Origin of the sequence: Micromonospora sp. HNM0581, from assembly GCF_012726175.1 — a bacterium.
In the GTDB taxonomy this organism is placed as follows: Bacteria; Actinomycetota; Actinomycetes; order Mycobacteriales; family Micromonosporaceae; genus Micromonospora.
In genome coordinates, this window is record NZ_JAASAD010000010.1 from 184409 (window position 1) to 207128 (window position 22720).

Here is a 22720-nt window from a genome sequence, read left to right on the forward strand (position 1 = left end):
TGCTTTCCTCTGGTGCGTGATGTCCCACCTCGACCCCTACGGCGGCGCCGAGGCCCGTGACTGGCATCGCCCGGATCGGCCCACCGCGTTGCCCTGGCCGGACCCGGACGTGCAACCCGGCACGTGGGGTCGTGGCCCGCAGCCCGGTGCGGAGTTGTACGCTGACCCGCTCACCCGTCCCGGCCCGCAGTCCGAGCGTCCCTTCGCCCAGCGCCCCGATGATCGGGGCGGACCGGCCGGCGCCGGGTTCGACGCGCCGCACGACGCCGATTCGGATCGGTTTGACCGGCGTGGCTACGACCGGGCTGCCCAGGACAGCCGGAACGGGTCCAGACCCGCCGGCTGGGACCAGGTTCACGGGCGCAACGGTGCCCGCGACCTGGACCACGACGATGCCCCGACCGCGCAGATCGCGCCGGTGCGGGATCACGACGACGCGCCCACCGCACTGATCGCGCCGGTGCGGGATCACGACGACGCCCCCACCACCCAGCTCGCGGCCGTTCCTGCCGGGAACACCGGTTCCGAACCGCCGTCGCCCGACGAGGGTGACGGGTCGGGCCGCCGGCACCGTGGCCGGCGTCGGGCCGGTGCCGGCCGGCCCGCCACCCGGCAGAACGGGAGCCAGGCCGGGCGGAACCTGCCGGCGGCCATCGCGGTCGGGGTGGGGCTGGGCGCCCTGGTCCTGCTGCCCCTGTTCCTCTACACCCCGGCGTTCCTGCTGGTGCTCGCCGCCGCGTTCGGTGTCGGTATCTGGGAGATGTCCCGCGCGGTGCGCCGCGGGGGTGCCCAGGTGCCGCTGGTTCCGCTGGTCGCCGGTGGGGTCCTCACGGTCACCCTGGCTTGGTTCGCCGGGCTGGACGCACTGCTGCTCGGCCTGCTCGTCACGGTGGCGGGCACCCTGGTCTGGCGGCTCGGCGACGGTACGGCCAACCTCCAGCGTGACCTGACCGCAGCGACCCTGATCTCGGTGTACGTGCCGTTCCTGGGTGGCTTCGCCGCCCTGCTCGCGTCGTCTCCCGGTGACGGTGCCCTGCGGGTGCTGGTGACACTTGTCGCGGTGGTGCTCTCCGACACCGGCGGGTACGCGGCCGGTGCCAACTTCGGTAAGCATCCGATGGCTCCGACGATCAGCCCGAAGAAGTCCTGGGAGGGCTTCGCCGGCTCGGTCGGCGCGGCGGCGCTCGGCAGTGCGGTGCTGCTCTGGCTGGTGTTCGACGTGGCGCCGTGGTGGGGGGCTGTGTTCGGCGTGGCGGTGTCGGGCGCGGCGGTTCTCGGTGACCTCGCCGAGTCGATGATCAAACGGGATCTCGGCGTGAAGGACATGAGTAACCTGCTGCCCGGTCACGGTGGCCTGATGGACCGGCTCGACTCTGTTCTGTTCGCGGTGCCGACCGCGTACCTGCTGCTCGTGGTCTTCGTTCCGGCGGTGAACTGAGGCATGGCCCACGCAGGCGGGACCGGTACGCGGACGGGACCGGAGCGGACGCGGCACCTCTGCGGGGGTGCGCCACCGAGCGGGCGTGCCAGACTGGACGTGCTATGACGAGTCTTCCCCTGATGCCGGCCGACCCGGACGCGCCGGGTGCGCGCCGGGCGGCGATGCCACCACAACACCTTGCTGACCTGGACCTCGCCGGTCGGAAGGACCTGGTCGAGAAGCTGGGCGAGGCGGCGTTCCGCGCCCGGCAGGTCTCCACCCACTACTTCGCCCGGCTGGTACGCGACCCTGCTCTGATGACCGACCTGCCGGCGGCGTCCCGTGAACGCCTCGCCGACCAGCTGCTGCCCCGGCTGCTCACCCCGGTCCGCGAGCTGGCCTGCGACGACGGAGCGACCCGTAAGGCGCTGTGGCGGCTACACGACGGCTCGTTGGTGGAAAGCGTACTGATGGGCTACCCGGACCGGGTGACTGTCTGCATCTCCAGCCAGGCCGGATGCGGCATGGCGTGCCCGTTCTGCGCGACCGGCCAGGCCGGTCTGACCCGTAACCTCTCCACCGCCGAGATCGTCGACCAGGCGGTTTACCTGGCGGGCGTGGCGGCCTCCGGTGCGGTCGTGGGGTCGCCACCGAGGCTGTCCCACGTGGTTTTCATGGGTATGGGGGAGCCGCTGGCGAACTACAATCGGGTGGTCGACGCGATCCGCCGCCTCGTCGCGCCGGCGCCCGAGGGGCTCGGCCTGTCGCAGCGTCACATCACCGTTTCCACGGTCGGGCTGGTGCCGGCCATCCACCGACTGGCCAGCGAAGACCTCTCCGTGACTCTTGCGTTGTCGCTGCATGCCCCCGATGATGAGCTGCGCGACGAACTCGTGCCGGTCAACCAGCGCTGGAAGGTGTGCGAGGTGCTGGACGCAGCCTGGGCCTACGCGGCCCGTACGGGCCGTCGTGTGTCGATCGAGTACGCGATGATCAAGGACGTGAACGATCAGCCGTGGCGAGCTGACCTGCTCGGTCGGCTGCTGGCCGGCAAGTTGGCCCACGTGAACCTGATCCCGCTGAACCCGACTCCGGGCAGCCGCTGGGATGCCAGCCCGAAGCCGGTGGAGCGGGAGTTCGTCCGGCGGTTGCGTGATGCCGGGGTGTCCGCCACGGTGCGGGACACCCGAGGTCGCGAGATCGACGGGGCGTGCGGGCAGCTGGCCGCCGCGGAGGACAGTGGCACCGACCCGGCCGGGGAGATGACGGCATGACCGGGCGTGGCGAACGAGACCAGGAGACATAGTGGCGAGTCAGGGTCAGCGTTTCCGGCGTAAGGCGCTCCGCCGGGGATACAAGGTTGACGAGGTGGACGCCTTTCTGGACCGGGTCGAGGCGACGCTCGCCGGGCAGCCGGTCGGAGCGTCGGTGGCTGCGCAGGAGGTTCATGACGTCGTCTTCCGGGTTCGCTTCAACGGCTACGACGAGTGGCAGGTTGACCTGCATCTCGACCGGGTCGAACGGCAGTTGGCGGAGTTGGAGGAGCGGAGCGGCGGGGCCAGCCGCGGCGATGTCCGGCCGGGCCCGTCGGACCGGATGGGTCCTGGGACGCGGGACGACCGCGGCATGTCCCCGGTGCCGCAGCCGCCGATGCCGCCTCGGGCGATGCCGGCGCAGGCCGGGCCGCCCTACGGCCGCTACGACGAGCCGACGGGTGCCTTCGCCGGTGGTTACGACAACGCTGGCCGGGGGGGGTATGACGGCTCGCGGGGCGCTGCCGCCCCGATGGGTCCGGGTGCGCAGATGGGGCCTCCCGGCGCGATGGGCCACGGCGGGCCTCCGCCGCGTGGTCTACCAGCAGGCCCGGGTGGTTACGGTCCGCCGGACGGGCCCGGTGGTTACGGTCCGCCGGACGGCCCGGGTGGCTATGGCCCACCGGACGGGCCCGGTAACTATGGCCCGCCGGACGGGCCGGCTGGTTACGGTCGGCCGGACGGGCCGGCTGGCTATGGTCGGCCGGAAGGGCCGGGTGACTACGGTCCGCCGGACGGGCCCGGTGGTTATGGCCCGCCGGACGGCCCGGGTGGCGGCTACGGCCCTCCCGACGGGCAGCGCTTCGACGGTTTCGAGGCAGGCCGGCACGGCCGCCCCGATATGACGGCCGAGATCAGGCTGCCGGACCGGGATCCACGGCGTGGCGCGGCGGGACCTGCCGGTCCACCGCAGCAGGCACTCGGCGGGCCTGCGATGGGTGAGCCCCCGGCAATGGCGGGGCCCTCGTTGGGCGGGCCTCCGATGGCTGGTCCACCCGGCAGCGACCTCTACCGGGTCGACCAGATCCGTCGCAGCTTCCAGGTCCGCCGCTTCGGTAGCGGGTACGACCCGGACCAGGTGGACCGGTTCTTCGAGTCGCTGCTGGGCGGGATGGCTGGGCGCAACCAGATGCCGGTCAACCCGAAGGAACTGGACACGCTGCGTTTCGGGCTGGTGCAGGGCGGCTACTTCGAGGCCGAGGTCGACGCCGCGCTGAAGAACGTGCAGGACATCCTCTTCGGCCGCTGACAGGCTTCACCCGAACGGGCCCGCCTCGGTAGACCCGAGCGGGCCCGTTCGCATTGTCGCGGGTCGCCGGAACCGTCAGGAGCGCAGGCCGTTGCGGCGCAGCACCACGTCGCCGATCACGATGAGCAGCAGCAGCGCGGCCAGACCGATCAGCCACAGGTTCTCGACCCGGCCCTCGTGGTTGCCGCAGAGCATGGCCAGCAGCGCGAACGCGGTGAGTACCGCGCCGATCCGCCCGGCCTTGCGGTGCCCGGGCTTGTGCTGGTCTGGCGACGTTACCGGCTCGCTGCCTGCCACTGTCGGTCCTTCCTCGCGAACGGATCTCCGGCTAGTCTGGCACGTCCCCTACGCAGGTTGCCGGCCAGGGGCGATGGGCTCCGCTCCGGTGGTGGAAGGACACTACCGGCGTCGCGGGGCGGGGACCGGACAGCCTCCGGTAGCGTTCTGGGGCGTACACCTTTGATTGTCTTTTGAGGGGGAACTGCGGTGCGAGTGACCGGTACGGGGCACGCGAGCATGCGGATCGACACGGCCGCGGGCAGCATCCTGTGCGACCCGTGGGTCAATCCGGCCTACTTCGCCTCCTGGTTTCCCTTCCCCGACAACTCCCGGCTCGACTGGGAGGCCCTCGGTGACGTCGACTACCTGTACGTCTCCCACCTGCACCGGGACCACTTCGACGCGGCCCACCTGAAGCGGTACGTGTCGAAGAAGGCCACGGTCCTACTGCCCGAGTTTCCCACCTCGGAGATGGAGGACGAGTTCCGCGAGCTGGGCTTCACGAGGTTCCTGAAGACCCGCAACGAGGAGGTCGTCGAGCTGGACGGCGGCCTGAAGGTGATGATCCAGGCGTTGACCAGCCCGACCGACGGTCCGATCGGTGACTCCTCGCTCTGGGTGGAGTACGACGGTGTTCGGCTGCTCAACCAGAACGACGCCCGACCGACCGACCTGAGTACCTTCGCCGAGCTGGGCCACGTCCACGCGCACCTGCTCCAGTTCTCCGGCGCGATCTGGTATCCGATGGTGTACGAGTTGCCGAACGCGGCGAAGACCGCGTTCGGCAAGCAGAAGCGGGACCGGCAGTTCGACCGCACCTGGCGCTACATCGACGACCTCAAAGCCGACCATGTCTTCCCGATCGCCGGCCCGCCGTGTTTCCTCGACGACGAGCTGTGGCAGTTCAACGACATCTTCGGCGACGAGGGGAACATCTTCCCCGACCAGTCGGTCTTCCTCACCGAGTACGCCAAGGTCGGCGGCACCAACGGCATCGTGTTGTTGCCCGGCAGCGTCAGCGAGATCACCACCACCGGCGCGACGACCACGCATCCGGTGCCGGTCGAGGAGTTCTTCGCCAACAAGGTCGCCCACCTGGAGGAGATGCGCGAACGCAAACGGCCGATCATCGAGGCGGAGAAGGCGTCCTGGCGGCATCCCGAGGTGGACGTGCTCAAGGAGCTGAAGCGGCGCGTCGAACCACTGCTCGACGAGTCGATCTACCTGGCGAAGGGGGTCGGCGGTCCGGTCCGCTTCGACCTGGTCGGCTACGACGGCGACAGCATCGAGTCGATCGTGGTGGACTTCCCCGAAAAGCAGGTCCGACCGTACGCCGACGAGAAGGTCCGGTACCGGTTCCGTACCGAACGGGCGTTGGTGGAGCACCTGCTGCACATCGGCGAGGTTGACTGGGTCAACTCGCTTTTCCTTTCCTGCCGCTTCTCGGCCGCCCGGATCGGGCAGTACAACGAGTTCGTGTACGCCTTCTTCAAGTGCCTTTCCACGGAGCGTCTCCAGTACGCCGAGGGCTGGTACGACGAGCATGAGCGGGCCGTCGACGCGGAGGACATCACCATCGGTGACTGGGTGGTGCAGCGGCGCTGCCCGCACCTGAAAGCTGACCTGAGCCGCTTCGGCATCGTCGACGGTGACCAGCTCACCTGCCAGCTGCACGGCTGGCGTTTCGACCTGCCCAGTGGGCGCTGCCTGACCAGCGTGGGTCACAAGGTCCGCGCCCACCGGGTCGGCGAGGATCCGCCGGCAGCGAGTTGACCTTGCACCGCCGTCGGCGGTCAGCGACCGAGGTCGGCGAGGATGCGTTGGGCGGCGTTGTGGCCGGCGCGGCTCGGCGAGCCAGGCCGGGGCGAGGTCCTCGGGCAACGCGGCCAGTTCGGCCTGCGACGCCTTGTCGGCGGAGGCGCCGACGGGGGAGAACCTGATGATCAACACACGTCATCCGCGTGGTGTCCGGCGAAGGCGCCAGGACGCGAGGGCCAGGGTGGCGGAGTAGCCGGCCAGCACGATCACGTGAAACAGGTAGAGCCAGAGCAGGATCGCCACGGCGGAGCCCACCTCGTTCAACCCGCCGAAGGGCACGCCCAGGTCGAGCGGCAGCGAGGCGAAAAGCACGAAACCGTGCAGGAAACCGGAAAGGTTGGCCGCGGTGAAGGAGCCCATGCCCAGCGTGGAGAGCCAGTCCGGTGAGGCCGGGCCGACCACCCGGAACACCCACACCAGCACCGGCGTGAGCACCAGCCAGACGGCGAGGAAGGAGAGCACCACGCCGAGCGCGCCGGCCCAGCCACCCTGTCGGACCAACTCGGTGGTGGTCGGCAGGGCCAGCAGGATCGACAGCAGCAGCGCCGGGGCCGGTGCCAGCAGCGGCAGCAGCAGCAACCGGCCCCGCCAGCCGATCAGGTGCTCGTCGGAACGGGGCGCGGCGACCGAGACGAAGGCCCGCCGCAGCCCCTCCCCGTACAGCGAGGCTGGTAACAGGGCGGCCAACGCCAACCACGGCGTCAGCTCCACCCCGGCGTCGACGAGCGCGGCCACCGCCTGTGGCGCTCCGATCGCGTCCGGCAGCGTCTCCACGGCGTACCCGGTGAGCCGGCGCACCTGCGACGCTCCCGTCAGCAGGCTCGTCAACCAGATCGCCAGCAGGGCCACCGGCACCACGGCGATCGCCCCGTAGAAGGTGATCGCGGCGGCGTGCAGCGACAGGTCCCGACCACGGACCGGGCGGAAAGCCCCCCGGGTGATCCTTTTCGTCCGCTCCCATGCACCGCCCACCGCACCTCACTTCCCCGCCATCGGACTCGGCAACCGTCGCGTCGGCGATGGACCGGTGACCCCACTCGGACGGTCGGGACCTGCACCAGAATCGGCGACCGTGACCGCCGACGGGACGGCAACCACCCGTCGGCTATCGACTTCGAAGACCGTCGTTGGTAGAACTGCCGGTAACGGCGCTGGCGATCACGAGTCGCCGTCCGGGTGCCGTGCCCGCGAATCGAGGTAAGTGCGTGAACATTCGTCGACTGGTAGCCCCGCTCGCCGCCGTACTCCTTCTCGGGACGACCGTCGCGCCCAGCGCGGCACCCGCGGCCCCGGCGACCCCCGGTGCCACGGTGCAGTCACCCCGTGGCCCGGCCGACACCGACCTGCCCTTCCATCCCAATTCCGGCTCGCAGGCACTTTCCGCGACCGCCCGGGGCGGCGAGCCGCACCAGCCGGCACCGTCGACGAAGCTGCCCGGGAAGCCGCGCAACGACATCATCCGGGACGTGCCGGTCGACCCTGACGACGCCGCCATCCCGATGAACCTCATCGCCTACCACGACATCCCGGCGGCCCTACGCGACCTTCAGCGCAGCGAGCGGATCAGTGTCGAAGTCATCGGCCGGTCCGTGCTCGGCCGCGATCTGCATCTGGTGGTGGCGACCGCGCCGATGCGGGACGCCGAGTGGCGCACCTGGCAGCGACTGTCCGACCTGCGGTTCAGTGATCCGCGTGCGGCGTTGGCCAAGGCACGGGCGGGCGGGTACGACCGCTGGCGTACGCCACTGTTCGTCAACAACAACATCCACGGCAACGAGTGGGAAGGCACCGACGCCAGCCTTCAGGTCCTCCACGACCTGGCTTTCTCCGACGATCCGTCGATCCGGCGACTGCTCGACCGGCATGTGATCGCTTTCGTCGTCACGAACAACCCGGACGGGCGGGTCGCCGCCACCCGGGCCAACGCCAACGGCTTCGACATGAACCGGGACCACATCACCGCGTCACAGCCGGAGGTCCGGGCGGTACGGGCCCAACTGGTCCGCTACAGCCCGCTGACCATGCTCGACATCCACGGGTACGTCACTTGCACGCTCATCGAGCCGGCCACCGGCCCGCACGGCGACAACTACGAGTACGACCTCTACATCAGGCACGCGTTGCGTAACGCGCTGGCCATGGAGCAGGCTGTCCTCGCCACCGGAGAGCAGCGCGCCAGCTGCGCGGACACCGACGGCGGCCGGCGTACCGTGATCCCGTTCCGGGAGTGGACGGACGGCTGGGACGACTGGCCGCCGATCTTCACCCCGATGTACGCCATGTATCACGGCACCGTCGGCCACACCGTCGAGCTGCCTCTGAATCCTCGTGGCTCGCTCACCGAGGCCGAGCGGCACGAGCGTACCCGGATCAACACCGCCGTCGCGGTGGCGAGCATCCGGGGCAATCTCGGCTACGCCAGTGAGAACACCAAGGCGCTCCTGGTCGACCAGCTCGAATGGTTTCGACGCGGCGTGGCCGGCGAGCCGACCCGACCGGTCGACGACCCGCTCGCCCTGACCCTGGCGGCCGGCGACAACGCCAGGACACAGCCGCAGAGCTTCCCCAGGGCGTACGTCGTCCCGGCCGGGCCCGGTCAGCGCAGCGACACCGCGGCGGCCCGGCTGGTTCAGTTCCTGCTCGACAACGACGTGGCCGTGCACCAGGCGTCCCGGCCGTTCACCCTGGCCGGGGTCAGGTACGAGCGCGGCTCCTATGTGGTCGACATGCGGCAGAGCAAACGGGGGCTGGCCAGTGCCCTGCTGGACGTGGGACGGGACGTGACGGGTGACTTCCCCACGATGTACGACATTTCGGCCTGGAGCCACGGTCAGCTCTGGGGTGCGACCGTACGGTCGGTGACCCGCGACGTCGGTCTCGACGGCAGGGCCCTGCGCCCGGTGACACAGGTGCAGGCGACCGGTTCGGTCCCGTCCGGCCGGGCGACGCACCACGGGCTCGTGGTGGACTCGGTGGCCGGCATCCGGGCGGTGAACGAACTGCACGCCGACGGGGTGAAGGTGACGCGTACCCCCGACGGGACCTTCGTCGTTCCTGGCGACCCGGCGGTCGTCCGACCGATCGCCGAAACCTACGGTGTCGACTTCATGCGACTCACCCCGGCGCAGGTACGCCGGGCCACGCCGGTCGCGCCGACCCGGCTCGGTGTCGCGGCGAACGCGGGCGAGATCCACGCCCTGCGGCAGATGGGTTTCGATCCGGTGGCGGTGACACATACCGCGTTCAACACCGGCGCGCTGTCCTTCGACGACGTCGACGCGCTGTTCGTCTCCACGACCGCGTTCGACCCGCTGGGTCTGGACGGCATCCGAGCGGTCGCGTTCGAGGCGTGGCTGGCCGACGGCGGCACCGTGGTCGGGCGTGGTGCCGCCGGTGTGCAGTTCAACGACCGCGCCGGGCTGCTCGACGTGACGGCCACCGCGGGCCGCAGCGACGCCAACGGCACCGTCTCGGTGCGCAACGATCCGGCCTCACCGGTCACCGGTTGGGCGCTGCCCACCTCCTTCGTGTACGCACCGCAGTACTTCACCAGGGTCGGCAGCGGCGTGCGCGTCGATCAGCGCCTCGCCGGGGAGGGCTTCTTCCAGGCCGGTCACTGGAGCGGCCAGGAGGACGCCGCCGGCCAGCCGGTGGTGGTGAGCGGCGAGGCGAAGGGGGCAACGGTGACCCTGTTCGGCACCGAGCCGCTCTTCCGCGCCCACCCTGAGGGCCTGTTCCCGCAGGTCGCCAACGCCCTCTGGCAGTAACCGACCTCGCCTGACCGGCTTGGGTCACGTCCGCTGGCAGACGCGTCAACCGAAGGCCCGGATGGAGGTGTAGTTCGACGACAGGACCACCTGCGCCGACGCGTCGATGTCGGTGAGGGAGGGCCGGTGCAGTCGGATGCTGCCGTCGGTGCCGGACCGGGTCCAGAGGTCCGGTATCCCGTCGGCGCTGACGTCGGGAATGCCTACGACGGCGTCGTAGGCCGCCTCCGTCCAGCCCGTGCCGATTCGGACGTCACCGTCACGGGAGTTGACCGCGAGCTTCAGCGATTCCAGGGTCACGCTGTCGGCCACCGTGCCGGGCAACCCGTGCCGGACGTAGAGCGTGCCGGCGTCCATGTTGCGCCAGAGCAGGTCGGGCGTGCCGTCCCGGTCGAAGTCGGTGATGTTGAGGATTTCCCGGCGGGCCCAGGCGTTGCTGTTCATCAGGGTGGCTTCCTGGAAAGCCGCCCCGGTGTAGCCGGACAGCACCCAGAACTCCGTACCGGAACGTAGGGCCAGGTCCGGCCGCTTGTCGCCGGTGATGTCGCCGAGGGCCTCGATCTGGGTCCAGGCTGACGGGTTCGGCGTGTTCGGCGGAAGCATGACCCGCAGCCGATCGTCCACGTTGAAGCTGCCGTGGCCGTCACCGGGGTAGAGCCAGAATCCGCCGTCCGGGGTGCGGGCGAACAGGTCGGTCAGCCCGTCGCCCGGGTAGGTGTCGGAGTGCTTGGTGATCAGCGCCGCCTTACCGGTGGCCGGGTCGTACCAGTGTCCGGGCGGGTTCTGTTCGCCTTTGCCGGTGTACGAGGCGGCGAGGTGGTCGTTCAGTTCGCCACCGGCATCACCGACGTAGGTCCGCAGGTGGCCGTCACCGTCGACGATCAGCATGTCGGGCAGCTGGTCGCCGGTCGTGTCAGCTGGACCGTCGGCCTCGTCGCGTGGCGGCACGAAAAACGTGTAGTCGGTGCGGCCGCTGCGGTTGCCGACCGCGTCGTAGGCGTACACGTGCAGGGTCGTGGGACCGGCGTGCCGTGGTGCCAGGTCCGGCACCATGGCGGCGCCGTCGACGGCATTCACGGACTGGGCGTTGATGGCCTCGAAGGCGTAGGTGAACCGGGTCGCGCCCGTGGCGCTGAAGGTGATCGCACCGGTTCCGCCGAACGACACGCTTGCCCAGGTCGCACCGTCGGGGGTGGCCTCCGGGAACACCTCACTCGTCACGGTGGGTGCGGGCGGCGCCGAGGCGTCGATGGTCAGTTGGCAGGGTTCGGTGCCGGGCGGGTAGTAGCTCGACGAGGCATCTGATTCGTCCTCGGCGCGTACGTCCCAGGAGTAGGTGGTCTTGTCCTCCAGGCTGCTGGACGGCACCAGGAGTTCCGCGCTGCCATCGCTGCGAGCGGTGACCAGAGTGCCCGGCGGGACGGTCGAGCCGGTCTTCCAGAAGCGGAAGCGCAGCGACGCCAGGTTGTCGTCGGGGTCGGTGGCCTTGGCGTACAGCGTCAGATTGGTCCTGGCGACTGTGACACCGCTGCCGGGGCCGGGCACGCAGGTGCCGCCGGGCGTGCTCTTGCCGCCCGTCGGTTCCCGTGGCGGCGTGTTGTAGACGACCTCCAGTTCGGTGCTGCTGACCTTGAACCTGCGCCAGGTCAGTGTGTCGTTCTCGCTGGTCGCATGCATGCCGAGGGTGACGTTCGACCAGCCGCCGTCGGCGCCGTTCTGGGCGATCTTCTTCACGTCGAAGCTGACGTAGTCGTCGGCGCAACTGCTTCCGTAGCCGTGGGCGAACGACTTCCTCTGCTGCACCTCGACCCAGCTCGGCTGCTTCTTCCAGGTGGTGGCGGAGGAGATCGAGCCGGTGCGCCACAGTTCCATCTGACGCGCGGTGCAGCTCCAGGAATGGTTGTTGAGTACCTTGAAACTGGCCGATTTGACGGTCGCGCCCTTCAAGCTGCTGGTGAAGCCCATGCGCCAGAACGAGCGGGCGGTCAACGGAGTCTGCTGTTCGTGACCGACCCGGGCGTCGGTGCTGCCGGAGTTGAAGTTGGTGCCGTTCCAGGTGTTGGTGCTGGGGTGCTGTTTGTAGACCGTCGCCCAGGCCAGTGTGCCGCTGCGCAGCGTCGGGTCGAGGAAGAGCGGGAACAACGCGTCCGCGTCGGTGAGCAGGCCGGTGGCGGCGACGTCCAGGTGTAGTCGTACGTCCCCGCTACCGTCACCGTCGAGGCTGACAGGCATCGGGGCGTGCCGGGCACCCGCCTCGACCCCTTGCAGACCGGACAGGCGTAGTACGTCGGTGGTGGTGGCGACGGCGGTACGCAGGGCAGGCTGGGGCGACGTCGGGTCCTGGCCGGCGGAGTCCCAAGCGAAGGGGGTGGGCATCGAGCTGATCTCGGCCTGGCTCACCGCGTCGAGGACCTGCACACCGCCGGTCTCCTGGTCGTGGCGGAAGAGCGCCGTCGGTGACTGCAGGCCGTAGGTGAGGGACCGGACCGACTCGATGGTGGCGCTGTCCCGGTTCTTGACGATCAGCAGCTGCCCGAATCCGCCTTCGTCCCGGGCGACCAGTAGCAGATCGACGCCGGGCCGGACCTCGGGGTAGAGCAGGCGCGGACCGTCGAGCACCGGCTCCGGCAGCGGGCCGGGCCACAGGTAGGTGAGGGTGTGGCCGTCGATCTCGACTTCGGCGAGGGGGGTGTCCCCTTCGGCGCGGGTGTTGGCGACCAGGCGCATCGACTGGGCGGACGGGCCAGCGGACGTCGGGGCGTCGGGCCGCGTCGGGCCGCCGGAGAACCGGACCGGGCTGGGCGGGTTGACCGGGCGGATGCCGAGGTTGTCCGGTGAATCGGCATCGTGGGTCAGGGTGAGGTCGATCGGTGCCCACTGCCCGGTGGCGTTCCTGGCCCGCTGCGCGATGGCGTGGGTGGTGGTGCGCCACTGCCCAGCCGGTTGTGCCCAGGTGAGCGAGGTGGCCGTGGTGGCGGTCTCGACGAGCACCTCGGTGCCCGTGCGGAGCGCCTCGGCCATCGCGGTCGCCTCGTCGCGTGGCGGTGTCGACGCCGGTGTGGCCTCGGTGGCGGCTTCCGGCACCCCGTCGCCGGCCTGGTGAATTCCCGGCCACCAGGGCAGAGACGTGGCGATGACGGCGACCAGCAGGAAACCCGTGGTGCAGATCAGCCGGGTACGCGTACGCACGAACGGGCTGAGTAGGCGAGGCGCTGTCACGGCGGTCTACTCCCGTGGGCCGGGCGGACAGGGAAGGGCGCGGATTCGCCCCACCGGCGGGGCCGAGGGGTAGAACCGCGGGCACACGATCGCACGGCACCAGGGCGGTTCGTCTATCCCGTGAACGTTATCTGTTCGTGATGTTTACTTTCTGATCAGTGACCGATACGCCCGGAATTGGATCTTGTGTGGGAGGATTTGCCGGTACTGCTTGTCAGGTATTAACGAATAAACGGACTTGCCTTCCTTGGTATCGCAAGTGTCTTTTGCGCCATCTGGGCAGTGCCCGGCATCACATCAATGGCTGAGGCATCACGCTAAGTGACCTTGAGGTCCAACCTGCCCTGACGGAGAGTGCTCACGCACGTGCCGATCGGGCACGGGTCCTCGCGGTTAGCCCGCGAAACATCCTTCGTCTACACGCCTGGGTGGGAGTCGACGCGCATGCCTGGTACCGGTTTGCCCGCCCGACGGCGGGGGCGTCCCGCCCGGACGGCGTTCATCCTGGCGCTGTCCATGACCATGACGGTGACGGCGCTGCCCGCGCCGGCCTTCGCGATACCGGCCCCGGGCATGAGCAGGGGCACGATCGACCTTCCGGAGATTCCGGAGGTGGAGCAGATCGCGCCCGACGAGCAGGCGGTGACCGACCTGCTCACCGACGAGCCGGAACCGCTCGATCTGTACGAGCCCTCGGCGGTCGACGCCTGGGACGAGGGCAGCGGAACGGTGGACCTCACCGGTGTCGCCGCCGGTGACGCGTTGCCGGTCGACGACCTGCCGGTCGCTCTCGGCGTACCGGAAGGCGGTGACCCGGCCGCCCTCGCCGGCACCTGGGCGGTGGACCTGGCCGCCCCGGAGGCGTCGCACGACGCCGGGGTCTCCGGCCTGATCATGAAAATCACTCCACCGGCCACCGCCGACCCGACGGCCGAGGTGGCTCTCAGCGTCGACTACACCCCTTTCGCTGACTTCTACGGCCCGCAGGCCGCTGACCGGTTCGGCGTCGTGCTGCTGCCGGACTGCGTCTTCGACAATCCGGACGGGGGTGACTGCGCCGACGGCAGCTCAGGCGTCGAGTCGACCGACCCGGCCGGAGTCACCGGCCAGGCCGTCTCCAGCGAGGTGGAAATCCTCCCGGTCGCCGGCGCGTCCGCCCGCAGCGCCGCGATCACGGGCGTCAACCAGGGGGCCAGCGACCGCCGGATCGTCACCGGCAGCGTGCCCGTCGGCTCACTTGTCGGAACCGGCGGCGCGGTAGCCAGCCGATCGGCCATCGGGGCCCAGTCCAGCGCTACCGGCGCCAACGTCGTCGGGGTACTCGACACTGGCGCTTCGGCCTCCGGCGACTTCACCGCCACCCCGCTGCTGTTCTCCGGCTCCTGGGCGGCGGGTTCCTCGTCCGGCGCCTTCACCTACTCGTACCAGGTGCAGGTGCCCGAGACCGCTGGCGGCCTGATGCCGAAGGTGGCGCTGTCGTACTCGTCGCAGTCAGTGGACGGGCGCACCTCGGCCACCAACAACCAGGCTTCCTGGATCGGCGACGGCTGGGACTACGCGGCCGGCGCCATCACCCGCACCTACGTCAACTGCCGGCAGGACTCGAAGAAGCCCGGCTCCAACAACAGCGACCACCGGACCGCGGACCTCTGCTGGGGGTCGAAGAACGCCACCCTCTCCCTCGGCGGGATGACCACCGAGCTGGTCCGGGACGACAGCAGCGGAACATGGACCACCGCCAACGGTGACGGTTCCAAGGTGCAGCTGCTCAAGGACACCAGCCTGGACAACGGCGACGCCGACGGTGAGTACTGGGTCGTCACCACCAGGGACGGCACCCGCTACCATTTCGGCCGGCACCGCCTGCCCGGCTGGACCGCCGGTCAGCCGGTCACCAACTCGGTGCTGACCGCACCGGTCTACGGTAACCACTCCGGTGAGGACTGCTACCAGGCCGGCGACTGGGCCGACTCGGCCTGCACCCAGGCGTGGCGGTGGTCGCTGGACTACGTCGAGGACATCCACGGCAACGTGATGAGCCTGTGGTGGGCCAAGGAGGAGAACCGCTACGCGCGGAACTTCAACTTCAAGTCCCCGGTGAAGTACGACCGTGGCGGCTACCTGACCCGCATCGACTACGGGCAGCGCAGCACCAGCGTCTACGGCGCCGCACCGCTGGCCCGGGTCAGCTTCGACGTGGCGGAGCGCTGCTTCGCCGAGGGCTCCCAGACCTGCTCCGAGTCGAACTTCAACAGTCAGATCCCGCACGACTACCGCATCTGGTACGACACCCCGGCCGACCTGAACTGCATCGCGGGCCGGAAGTGTTGGAACTCCTCACCGTCGTTCTTCACCCGCAAACGCCTCGACAAGATCACCACTTTCGCGCAGCGGCGCAGCGGCTCCACCGCTCTGCAGAAGGTGGACGAGTACCAGCTCACCCAGTCCTTCCCGACTCTGCTGACCGGCCCGAACACCGCCCTCTGGCTGGAGTCGATCCAGCGGACCGGGTACGGCGTCGACGGTGACAAGGTCGCGCTCAACCCGGTGCGGTTCGCCCACAACCCGCAGGACATGCCCAACCGGGTGCGTAACGACAACCGTCCCAGCTTCTCCCGGCTACGCGTCGCGCGGGTGATCAACGAGTACGGCGGTGAGACCGTCGTCAGCTACAAGACACCCACCGGTTCCTGCGCCACCGGATCCGGTCTGCCCGGCAAGAACGACACCGCCGAGCTGAAGGCCAACACCCGGCTCTGCTACCCCAACTTCTGGCACCCGGATCCGGCCAAGGACGACGTCATCGACTGGTTCCACAAGTATGTGGTGGAGTCCGTCGAGGAACTGCCCGCCATCGACGGCGCCGCCTCGTCCACCCTTACCAGGTACTCGTACGACAACGCTGGCTGGCGGCTCGCCGAACCGGAATTCAGCAAGAAGTCCCGCCGCACGTACTCCCAGTTCGCCGGCTTCGAGCAGGTCACCGTCCTCACCGGGCCAGCCACCGCGGAACTGGGCAGTGAGCAGACCAAGTCGGTCACCCGTTACTTCCGGGGCATGGGCGACAACGTGTCCGTGCAGGACAACGTTGGCAGCGGCGAGGAGATCGCCAAGGACCGGCAGCCGTTCGCCGGCCGGGTCGCCGAGGAGTTGACGTACGCCAAGGCCAGCGACCCGGACGCCAACTGGCTCACCCGCAGCGTCACCTACCCCACGGCGACCGAACTCGCCTCCCGCGACCGGGACGACGGGCTCGACCCGTTGAAGGCGTGGCGGGTCACCGACACGCGGCAGAAGGCGGTGGCCCGGTCCTCCGGAACCGGCGACGACACCCGTACGATGCGCACGGTCGAGACCAGGACCACCTACGAGAGCAGTCACGGCCTGCCGGAGCGGATCGAATCACTTGGCGACACCGGCAAGTCCGGTGACGAGTCGTGCACCCTCGTCGAGTACACGCACCGCACCGACAAGAACCTCATCGGCCTCACCAGGCAGATCCGCAGCAGCCCGACGACCTGTGCGGCCGCCGACTTCGACGACCTGACGACGCTCTCCTCCGCCGGGCGGGTCGGCTACGACGGCGCCGCCTACGGCACGGCCCTGCCGAGCACCACCCGGGGCCTGGCCACCCAGACCTGGTCGTTGAAGGCAGACGGTTCCGGCTTCCAGAACGACGGCACCACCACCTTCGACGCCGTCGGCCGGGTACTGACCCGTACCGACCCGGACAACAACGTCTCCCGGATCACCTACACCCCGGCCAGCGGGCAGGCATACGCGGTCAGCGAGGAGAACTCCCTCGGGCACAAGCAGACCCGGGATCTGGACCCGGGTCGTGCGGTCACCCTCAGGACCACCGACCCGAACAACCAGGTCAGCCACGCCGAATACGATGCGCTCGGCCGCCTGGTCGAGGCGTGGGGCGCGGGGCGTACCCCGTCGCCGGCCCTGGTGCCCGACTTCCGGGCCGAGTACGCCCTACCGGCGATCGCGCCCGACCCGGAGAACCCCGGCGAAAGCATCCGCAAGCCGCCGTACGTCACCACCTTCGCCCGGGGCCACGACGACCGTATCCAAACCTCGGTGACCATCTACGATGGGCTCGGCCGTGAGCGGCAGTCCCAGGTGGAGGCGACCGGCGGCGGTCGACTGATCACCGACACGCTCTACAACTCGGCCGGCGAGGTCTGGCAGACCAACAACGCTTACGTCGCCGAGGGCTCGCCGATCGGTCAGCTCTTCACCCCCGAGTCGGACACGGTGGTGCCCAACGCCACCCGCTACACCTACGACGGGCTTGGCCGGGTGGTCGAGGAACTACCACTGCTCAACGGCACGGAATACCCGAGCCGTGCCACCCGGTACAGCTACGGTCTCGACCACTCCACCGTCATCAACCCGGCGGGCGCGGCCTCGTACCGCCTCCACACCGACGGTCTCGGCCGCACCACGCGGGTCGACACCTTCCGCGACGCCGCCCGCACCGACTTCACCTCGATGCGCTACGAGTACGACGCGCGCGGGCAGCTCGCCGAGGCCACCCACTCGGCGAGCCCTGTCCCGTGGACGTGGACGTACGACCAGCGCGGCCGGCTGACCCGGACCACCGACCCGGACACCGGCGCCACCACCATGACGTACGACCACCGGGACCGGCCGCTCACCACCACCAACGCCCGGGGTGTGACGCTGTGGAACGGGTACGACGAGTTGTCCCGCCCCACCCAGCAGCGGCTCGGTGGCAGCGGCGGTGAACTGCTGGCCCAGTACACCTACGACACGGTGGCCGGCGGTAAGGGTCTGCCGGCGACGGCGACCCGGTACACCGACGGTCTGCCGTACACCCAGTCGGTCGGTGGGTACACCGAGGACTATCAGCCGACGTCGACCACGCTGACGCTACCGGAGTCGATCGCCACCACCTGGGGCCTGAACCGGGAGTACCGATACGACTACACCTACACCGACACCGGTCTGACCGAGTCGGCGACGCTGCCGGCGGTCGGGTCGCTACCCAGCGAGAAGCTGCTGTTCCGCTACACGAGGGACGGCCTGCCGCTGTCGGTGTCCGGCAAGGACTGGTACGGCTCCGAGACGATCTACTCGCCGTACGGGCAGGTGTTGCGCTCCACCCTGGGCGCGTACCCGTACCGGGTGTGGACCATGGCCTCGTACGACGACGCCAGCGGCGCCCTCACCCGGCAGCAGGTGTTCCGCGAGGTCACCGGCAACCACCTCGTCTCGAACCGTTCCTACGGCTACGACGACGCCGGCAACGTCACCTCGATCCGCGAACACGCCACCACCATCGCCGAGCGGCAGTGCTTCACCTACGACCCGCTCGGCCAGCTCCGCAACGCCTGGACCGCCGACGACCAGGCGTCGTGCGGCGCCGGTCCGGGCACCGCGACGGCACCGAACGCGGCGGCGGGAGTCGACGGCACCGGGTACTGGCAGGAGTACGAGTACGACCTGCTCGGCAACCGCACCAGGCTGGTCGAGCGGGACCTGACCGGCCGCACCTCAACCGGCCCGATCGAGACCACCTACGGGTACGGCTACGGCACCGAGGAGGGCGACCAGCCGCGCACCCTCGACGCCGTCACCAAGACCTACACCACGCCGCAGGGCGCGGCCATCGTCTCCGAGGCGAAACGGCTGTACGAGCTGACCGGCGAGACGAAGGCGGTCACCTCCACCCGCAACGGCGACCAGCAGACGCTGTCCTGGACGTACGACGGCCAGGTCGAGCGGATCACCGGCGCGGGCACCAAGGGCCGCACCGCGTATGTGGGTCTGGCGAGCAAGTGTCTGGATCTGAGTTCCAGCCTGGCCGAACCGAACCGACCCATCCAGCTGTACACGTGTAACGCGACGATCGCGCAGAAGTGGGCGTTCGTCCCGGCACCGGAGCAGACCAACGCTAACGTGGGTACCCTGTCGATATTCGACTCCTGGTGCGCCCAGCCGGCTGGCACCACCGCCGGGTCGGCGTTGCGCCTGCAACGGTGTGACGGTACGACGGCGCAGCAGGTGGAGCGGCTGTCGACGGGGCAGTTGAAGCATCCGGCCTCCGGCCTGTGCCTGGCGGTGCAGGGCGGCAACATCGCGAACGCCACGCCGATCGTGCTTGCCGCCTGCGCCGCTGCCGTTCCTGCGCAGGTGTGGGAGGCGCAGGACGAGACGCGGCACATCTACGGGCCGGGCGGCACCCGCCTGCTGAAGATCCAGGGTCAGCACGCAACCCTCGACCTTGGCGACGCCCAGGTCTCGGTGCAGAGCGGCGGGATGCTGCTCAACACGCAGCGCAGCTACGCCACGCCGGACGGGATGGTGACGCGGTACGCGTACGGCGCCAGCACCGGATCCAACCTGGTGGCCGTCGCCAGCGACCATCAGGGCAGCCCGTCCGCTGAGGTGGCCCTCGCCGACGGTATGCAGACCCGGATCCGTAAGCAGGATCCGTTCGGCAACCAGCGGATCGCCGACACACCGGCCAACCTCCAGACCAACCGGGGCTTCCTCGGTGCGGTCCGCGACGACACCTCCGGCTTCGTACCGTTGGGTGCCCGGCTGTACGACCCGCAGGTGGGTCGGTTCCTCTCCGCTGACCCGGTGCTGGACCTGACCGACCCGGTGCAGAACATCGGCTTCACGTACGCCCACAACAACCCGGTCACCCACTCTGATCCGTCGGGTCTGTCGGTGGCGTTGACCGCGTCGGAGACGGCGGCGGCGCTGGCCGGTGCGGGTTTGTCGTCGGCGATGGTGGCGCAGGCGCAGGCCAACATGGGCCGGTCGTTGATGTCGGTGATCCTGGATTCGGCGTGGTACATCCTGAAGGAGTTCATCGGCATCAACGATGCTGTGAGCTGCTTCGGCGGTGACATGTGGGCGTGTGGCAGCGTCATCCTCAACGCGATTCCCTGGACGAAGGTCGCCAAGATTCCGTCGGTCATCCGGGCGGTCAACCGGACGATCAACGCGATCCAGGCATGGCAGGCGGCGAAACGGGCCGCCGAGATGGTGTTGGCGGCGGCGCGGGCAGCGGAGGCCGCTGCGTTGCAGGCGAAGAAGCTGGCCATCGAGCGGGCGAAGAAGGCCGCCCAGTTGGCGAAGAAGAAGGCCGCCGACAAGGTCAACTCGACGAGCCACAAGGCGACGCAGTCGGCGAAGAAGACGGGTAACGGCCCGCAGAAGGAAGCTCAGGCCAAGTCCAACCCGAAGGGCTCGTCGGCAGCCTCCGGCGGCAAGGGCGGCGGTGGTAGGGGCGGCGGTGGCGGCGGTAAGGGCGACTCGAAGCCGGGCGGTTCTTCCGGTGCCTCCAACCGCAGTAACGGCGGCTCCAGCGGCAACAATGGCGGTTCGTCGGGTGGTGGATCCTGTGAGCGCCCCAGCAACAGCTTCGTGCCGGGCACGAGGGTGCTCATGGCCGACGGCTCGACCAAGGCGATCGAGGACGTCAAGCCGGGCGACACGGTGGTGGTCACCGATCCGGAGACCGGCCGTACCGAGGTGGACACGGTCACCGCCACGATCACCGGCGACGGCGTCAAGCATTTGGTGAAGGTCGTCATCGACACCGACGGCGACCAAGGATCGGAGACCGCCGAGGTCACCGCCACCGACGGCCACCCGTTCTGGGTACCCGAGCTGGGCGAGTGGATCGACGCCACCGACCTCCAGCCCGGCCAGTGGCTCCAAACCAGCGCCGGCACCTACGTCCAGATCACCGCCATCGACCGCTGGAACGTCCCCCGCGCCACCGTCCACAACCTCACCGTCGCCAACACCCACACGTACTATGTGATGGCCGGCACCACGCCTGTGCTGGTCCACAACTGCGGTGGGACCGTATGGGGCGACATCAAGGGCACCCAGCCAGAGATTCCGGGCACCGGTGGAATGCCGAAGTCCTTCGAGTTGGCTGCCGGTGATACCAAGGTTTGGGTGCACGGAAATGCAAGCAAGCACATCGCCGAGTACGCTGAGAATATGACCAGCAGAGGTGCGAGCCCAGAAATGGTTGGACTGGGCACCCAGCAAAACCTTCGTAGCCTTCAGGCGGCGGTGGGTGAAGCTGGCCGCGGCGGCCTCACCTATGACAAGCTCCTAAACGTCGGCGGATGGGAGCTGAAGTTCGGCGCTCCTCGTCAGGCAGGCATGTTGCCGGCTCTTGTTCACGCGCGAATGGTGGGATGACGAATGATTAAGGTTGTTGGCCACTCGCCGTGCGCGGCGGCACAAATTCAGGCGGACCCCTGGATTCCACTAATGGTGAACTGGCAGCTCGAAGGGCGTTCGGGGCTCTTGAATCTCTACATCCAAGGGCACGATGGTGGGTACGTAGAAATGAGGGTAGACGAACGTTCGGGAGCCCTTGTGGAGCTTGTCGTAATTGAGGCTCCGCCAGAAGCCGCGCAACGTTTCCCAGTGCCCGAAGATTCGAAGAATCTTGGGACCGTGGTCCTTGATCGAGAGATGTGGGAATGGCGCGTTGCCCCGGACTATGTGGAGCCGGCCAAGCGTGATGTGTCCATTCCTCAGCACCTTGCGTGGTCGACTCAGGGCGACAACGTCTTCCTGCAATTTGGTGACTCGCAGGCGTCTTGGTTTGTGGGTTCGGGTGACACCAAATTCGCGATCTCGGAATCCGGGGAACTCGTATGCATGGCAGTCCGGAGGCCGGAGGTAGAGCTCCCACCCGACTATCCGGGCTGATTCGCAAGGGGAACCTGGAGGAGATCAACAACACGCAGAGTGGCCGTGGAGTACAAGTCTGTCGTTGCGCGTCAGGGTTGCCGTCAGGGTTGCCGTCAAGCGGCGAGTATGCATCCAGATCAGTCGATGGGCCGCCTTCGGTGGTGCTCGGCGGCGGTGGCCTACTCGGTGGCGCGCCGCGTAGCGGCGCGGCGGCGATCCCCGAACCGGGTCTATCCGGTTTCGCGTGTAACTACTGGTTTCTGAGTAGTTGTCTGTCTGGTGTGGTCTAGCGGCGGTCGGCGCTGACGCGGCGGTTGAAGGTGATGTCGAAGGCGTTGAGTGCGGCCTTCCACCGGTTGGTCCAGCGAGTGCGGCCGCGTCCGGTCGGGTCCATCGCGCGGATGGCGAGGTACAAGCATTTCTACGCGGCCGTCTCGTTGGGGAGATGGCCGCGGGCGTTGGCCGCCCGCCGTAGCCGGGCGTTGATCGACTCGATCGCGTTGGTGGTGCACACGACCGTACGGGTCTCGGTGCCGAAGGGCAGGAACGGCACCATCTCCGCCCAGGCGTCCGACCACAGCCGCACGATCGCCGGGTAGCGCTTCTCCCACTTGTCGCTGAACTCGGCGAACGCGTCCAGGGCGGCCTGTTCCGACGGTGCGGTGTAGACCGGCTTGATGTCGCGGGCGACCTCGCCCCAGTCACGCTTGGAGGCGTAGCGGAACGTGTTGTCCAGCAGGTGGATGATGCACCGCTGGACCACCGTGTCGGGCCATACCTGCGCCACGACCTCGGGCAGGCCCCAGGGCTCAGGCAAGGTAGCGGATCGCCCGTTGTGGGTGTCTTAGGTGGACACTCCTGATCGTGGTGGTATGAGGCCGGGCGCGGCCTTTCGATGATCATTCAGGTGTCGAAGCTGAAGTTTGATCGATCGAGGACCGCGCCCGTT

10 protein-coding genes and 1 pseudogene are annotated in these 22720 nt (G+C 68.9%); 7 read left to right on the forward strand and 4 right to left on the reverse strand.

Translation table 11 applies throughout. From position 1 onward, the window contains the following. Window positions 1–19 precede the first annotated feature (19 nt). The 3 genes from HCA58_RS14735 (at window position 20) to HCA58_RS14745 (ending at window position 3982) form a co-directional block, all read left to right on the forward strand. Complete coding sequence (locus HCA58_RS14735) at window positions 20–1438, forward strand: phosphatidate cytidylyltransferase (RefSeq protein WP_169598412.1); 1419 nt, start codon at window positions 20–22, stop codon at window positions 1436–1438. Between the two features lie 104 nt (window positions 1439–1542). Continuing rightward, a complete protein-coding gene (gene rlmN, locus HCA58_RS14740; RefSeq protein WP_169598390.1) occupies window positions 1543–2694 on the forward strand; it encodes a 23S rRNA (adenine(2503)-C(2))-methyltransferase RlmN in 1152 nt (383 codons plus the stop codon). A 31-nt stretch (window positions 2695–2725) separates the two neighbouring features. Further along, complete coding sequence (locus HCA58_RS14745) at window positions 2726–3982, forward strand: DivIVA domain-containing protein (protein WP_169598391.1); 1257 nt, start codon at window positions 2726–2728, stop codon at window positions 3980–3982. A gap of 75 nt (window positions 3983–4057) precedes the next feature. On the opposite strand, the gene HCA58_RS14750 is transcribed toward HCA58_RS14745, so the two are convergent. Beyond that, entirely contained in the window at window positions 4058–4279 is a 222-nt protein-coding gene (locus HCA58_RS14750) for a DUF2631 domain-containing protein (RefSeq protein WP_093401678.1), read from the reverse strand. Between the two features lie 189 nt (window positions 4280–4468). Here HCA58_RS14750 and HCA58_RS14755 point away from each other — a divergent pair, with 189 nt between their 5' ends. After that, window positions 4469–6034, forward strand: coding sequence for a Rieske 2Fe-2S domain-containing protein (locus HCA58_RS14755; RefSeq protein ID WP_169598392.1), 1566 nt, complete (start codon window positions 4469–4471; stop codon window positions 6032–6034). A 180-nt stretch (window positions 6035–6214) separates the two neighbouring features. Here HCA58_RS14755 and HCA58_RS14760 read toward each other — a convergent pair whose 3' ends face one another. Then, window positions 6215–7051: a YhjD/YihY/BrkB family envelope integrity protein gene (locus tag HCA58_RS14760; protein ID WP_169598393.1), complete on the reverse strand. Its 837-nt coding sequence runs from the start codon at window positions 7049–7051 to the stop codon at window positions 6215–6217. 233 nt (window positions 7052–7284) lie between these two features. Here HCA58_RS14760 and HCA58_RS14765 point away from each other — a divergent pair, with 233 nt between their 5' ends. Then, on the forward strand, window positions 7285–9846 hold the full coding sequence (locus HCA58_RS14765) for a M14 family metallopeptidase (RefSeq protein WP_169598394.1): 2562 nt from the start codon (window positions 7285–7287) through the stop codon (window positions 9844–9846). Between the two features lie 45 nt (window positions 9847–9891). Here the strand turns inward: HCA58_RS14765 and HCA58_RS14770 are convergent, their stop codons facing one another. Next, window positions 9892–13065, reverse strand: coding sequence for a DNRLRE domain-containing protein (locus HCA58_RS14770; protein ID WP_169598395.1), 3174 nt, complete (start codon window positions 13063–13065; stop codon window positions 9892–9894). 444 nt (window positions 13066–13509) lie between these two features. Between HCA58_RS14770 and HCA58_RS14775 the strand changes: the two genes are divergently transcribed. Both HCA58_RS14775 and HCA58_RS14780 read left to right on the forward strand, forming a co-directional pair. Then, window positions 13510–21270: a ricin-type beta-trefoil lectin domain protein gene (locus tag HCA58_RS14775; RefSeq protein ID WP_169598396.1), complete on the forward strand. Its 7761-nt coding sequence runs from the start codon at window positions 13510–13512 to the stop codon at window positions 21268–21270. 3 nt (window positions 21271–21273) lie between these two features. Beyond that, window positions 21274–21789 (forward strand): hypothetical protein, encoded by a 516-nt coding sequence (locus HCA58_RS14780; RefSeq protein ID WP_169598397.1) that lies wholly within the window; start codon window positions 21274–21276, stop codon window positions 21787–21789. Window positions 21790–22057: 268 nt separating this feature from the next. Here the strand turns inward: HCA58_RS14780 and HCA58_RS14785 are convergent. Beyond that, a pseudogene (locus HCA58_RS14785) lies at window positions 22058–22573 on the reverse strand (transposase); the annotation flags it as partial. Between the last annotated feature and the right edge of the window lie 147 nt (window positions 22574–22720).

What these genes read in the sequence shown, in the direction of transcription:
- HCA58_RS14780 (WP_169598397.1), top strand. Translation starts at nt 21,274, where the DNA reads ATGATTAAGGTTGTTGGCCACTCGCCGTGCGCGGCGGCACAAATTCAG.
- rlmN (WP_169598390.1), top strand. Translation starts at nt 1,543, where the DNA reads ATGACGAGTCTTCCCCTGATGCCGGCCGACCCGGACGCGCCGGGTGCG.
- HCA58_RS14735 (WP_169598412.1), top strand. Translation starts at nt 20, where the DNA reads ATGTCCCACCTCGACCCCTACGGCGGCGCCGAGGCCCGTGACTGGCAT.
- HCA58_RS14775 (WP_169598396.1), top strand. Translation starts at nt 13,510, where the DNA reads ATGCCTGGTACCGGTTTGCCCGCCCGACGGCGGGGGCGTCCCGCCCGG.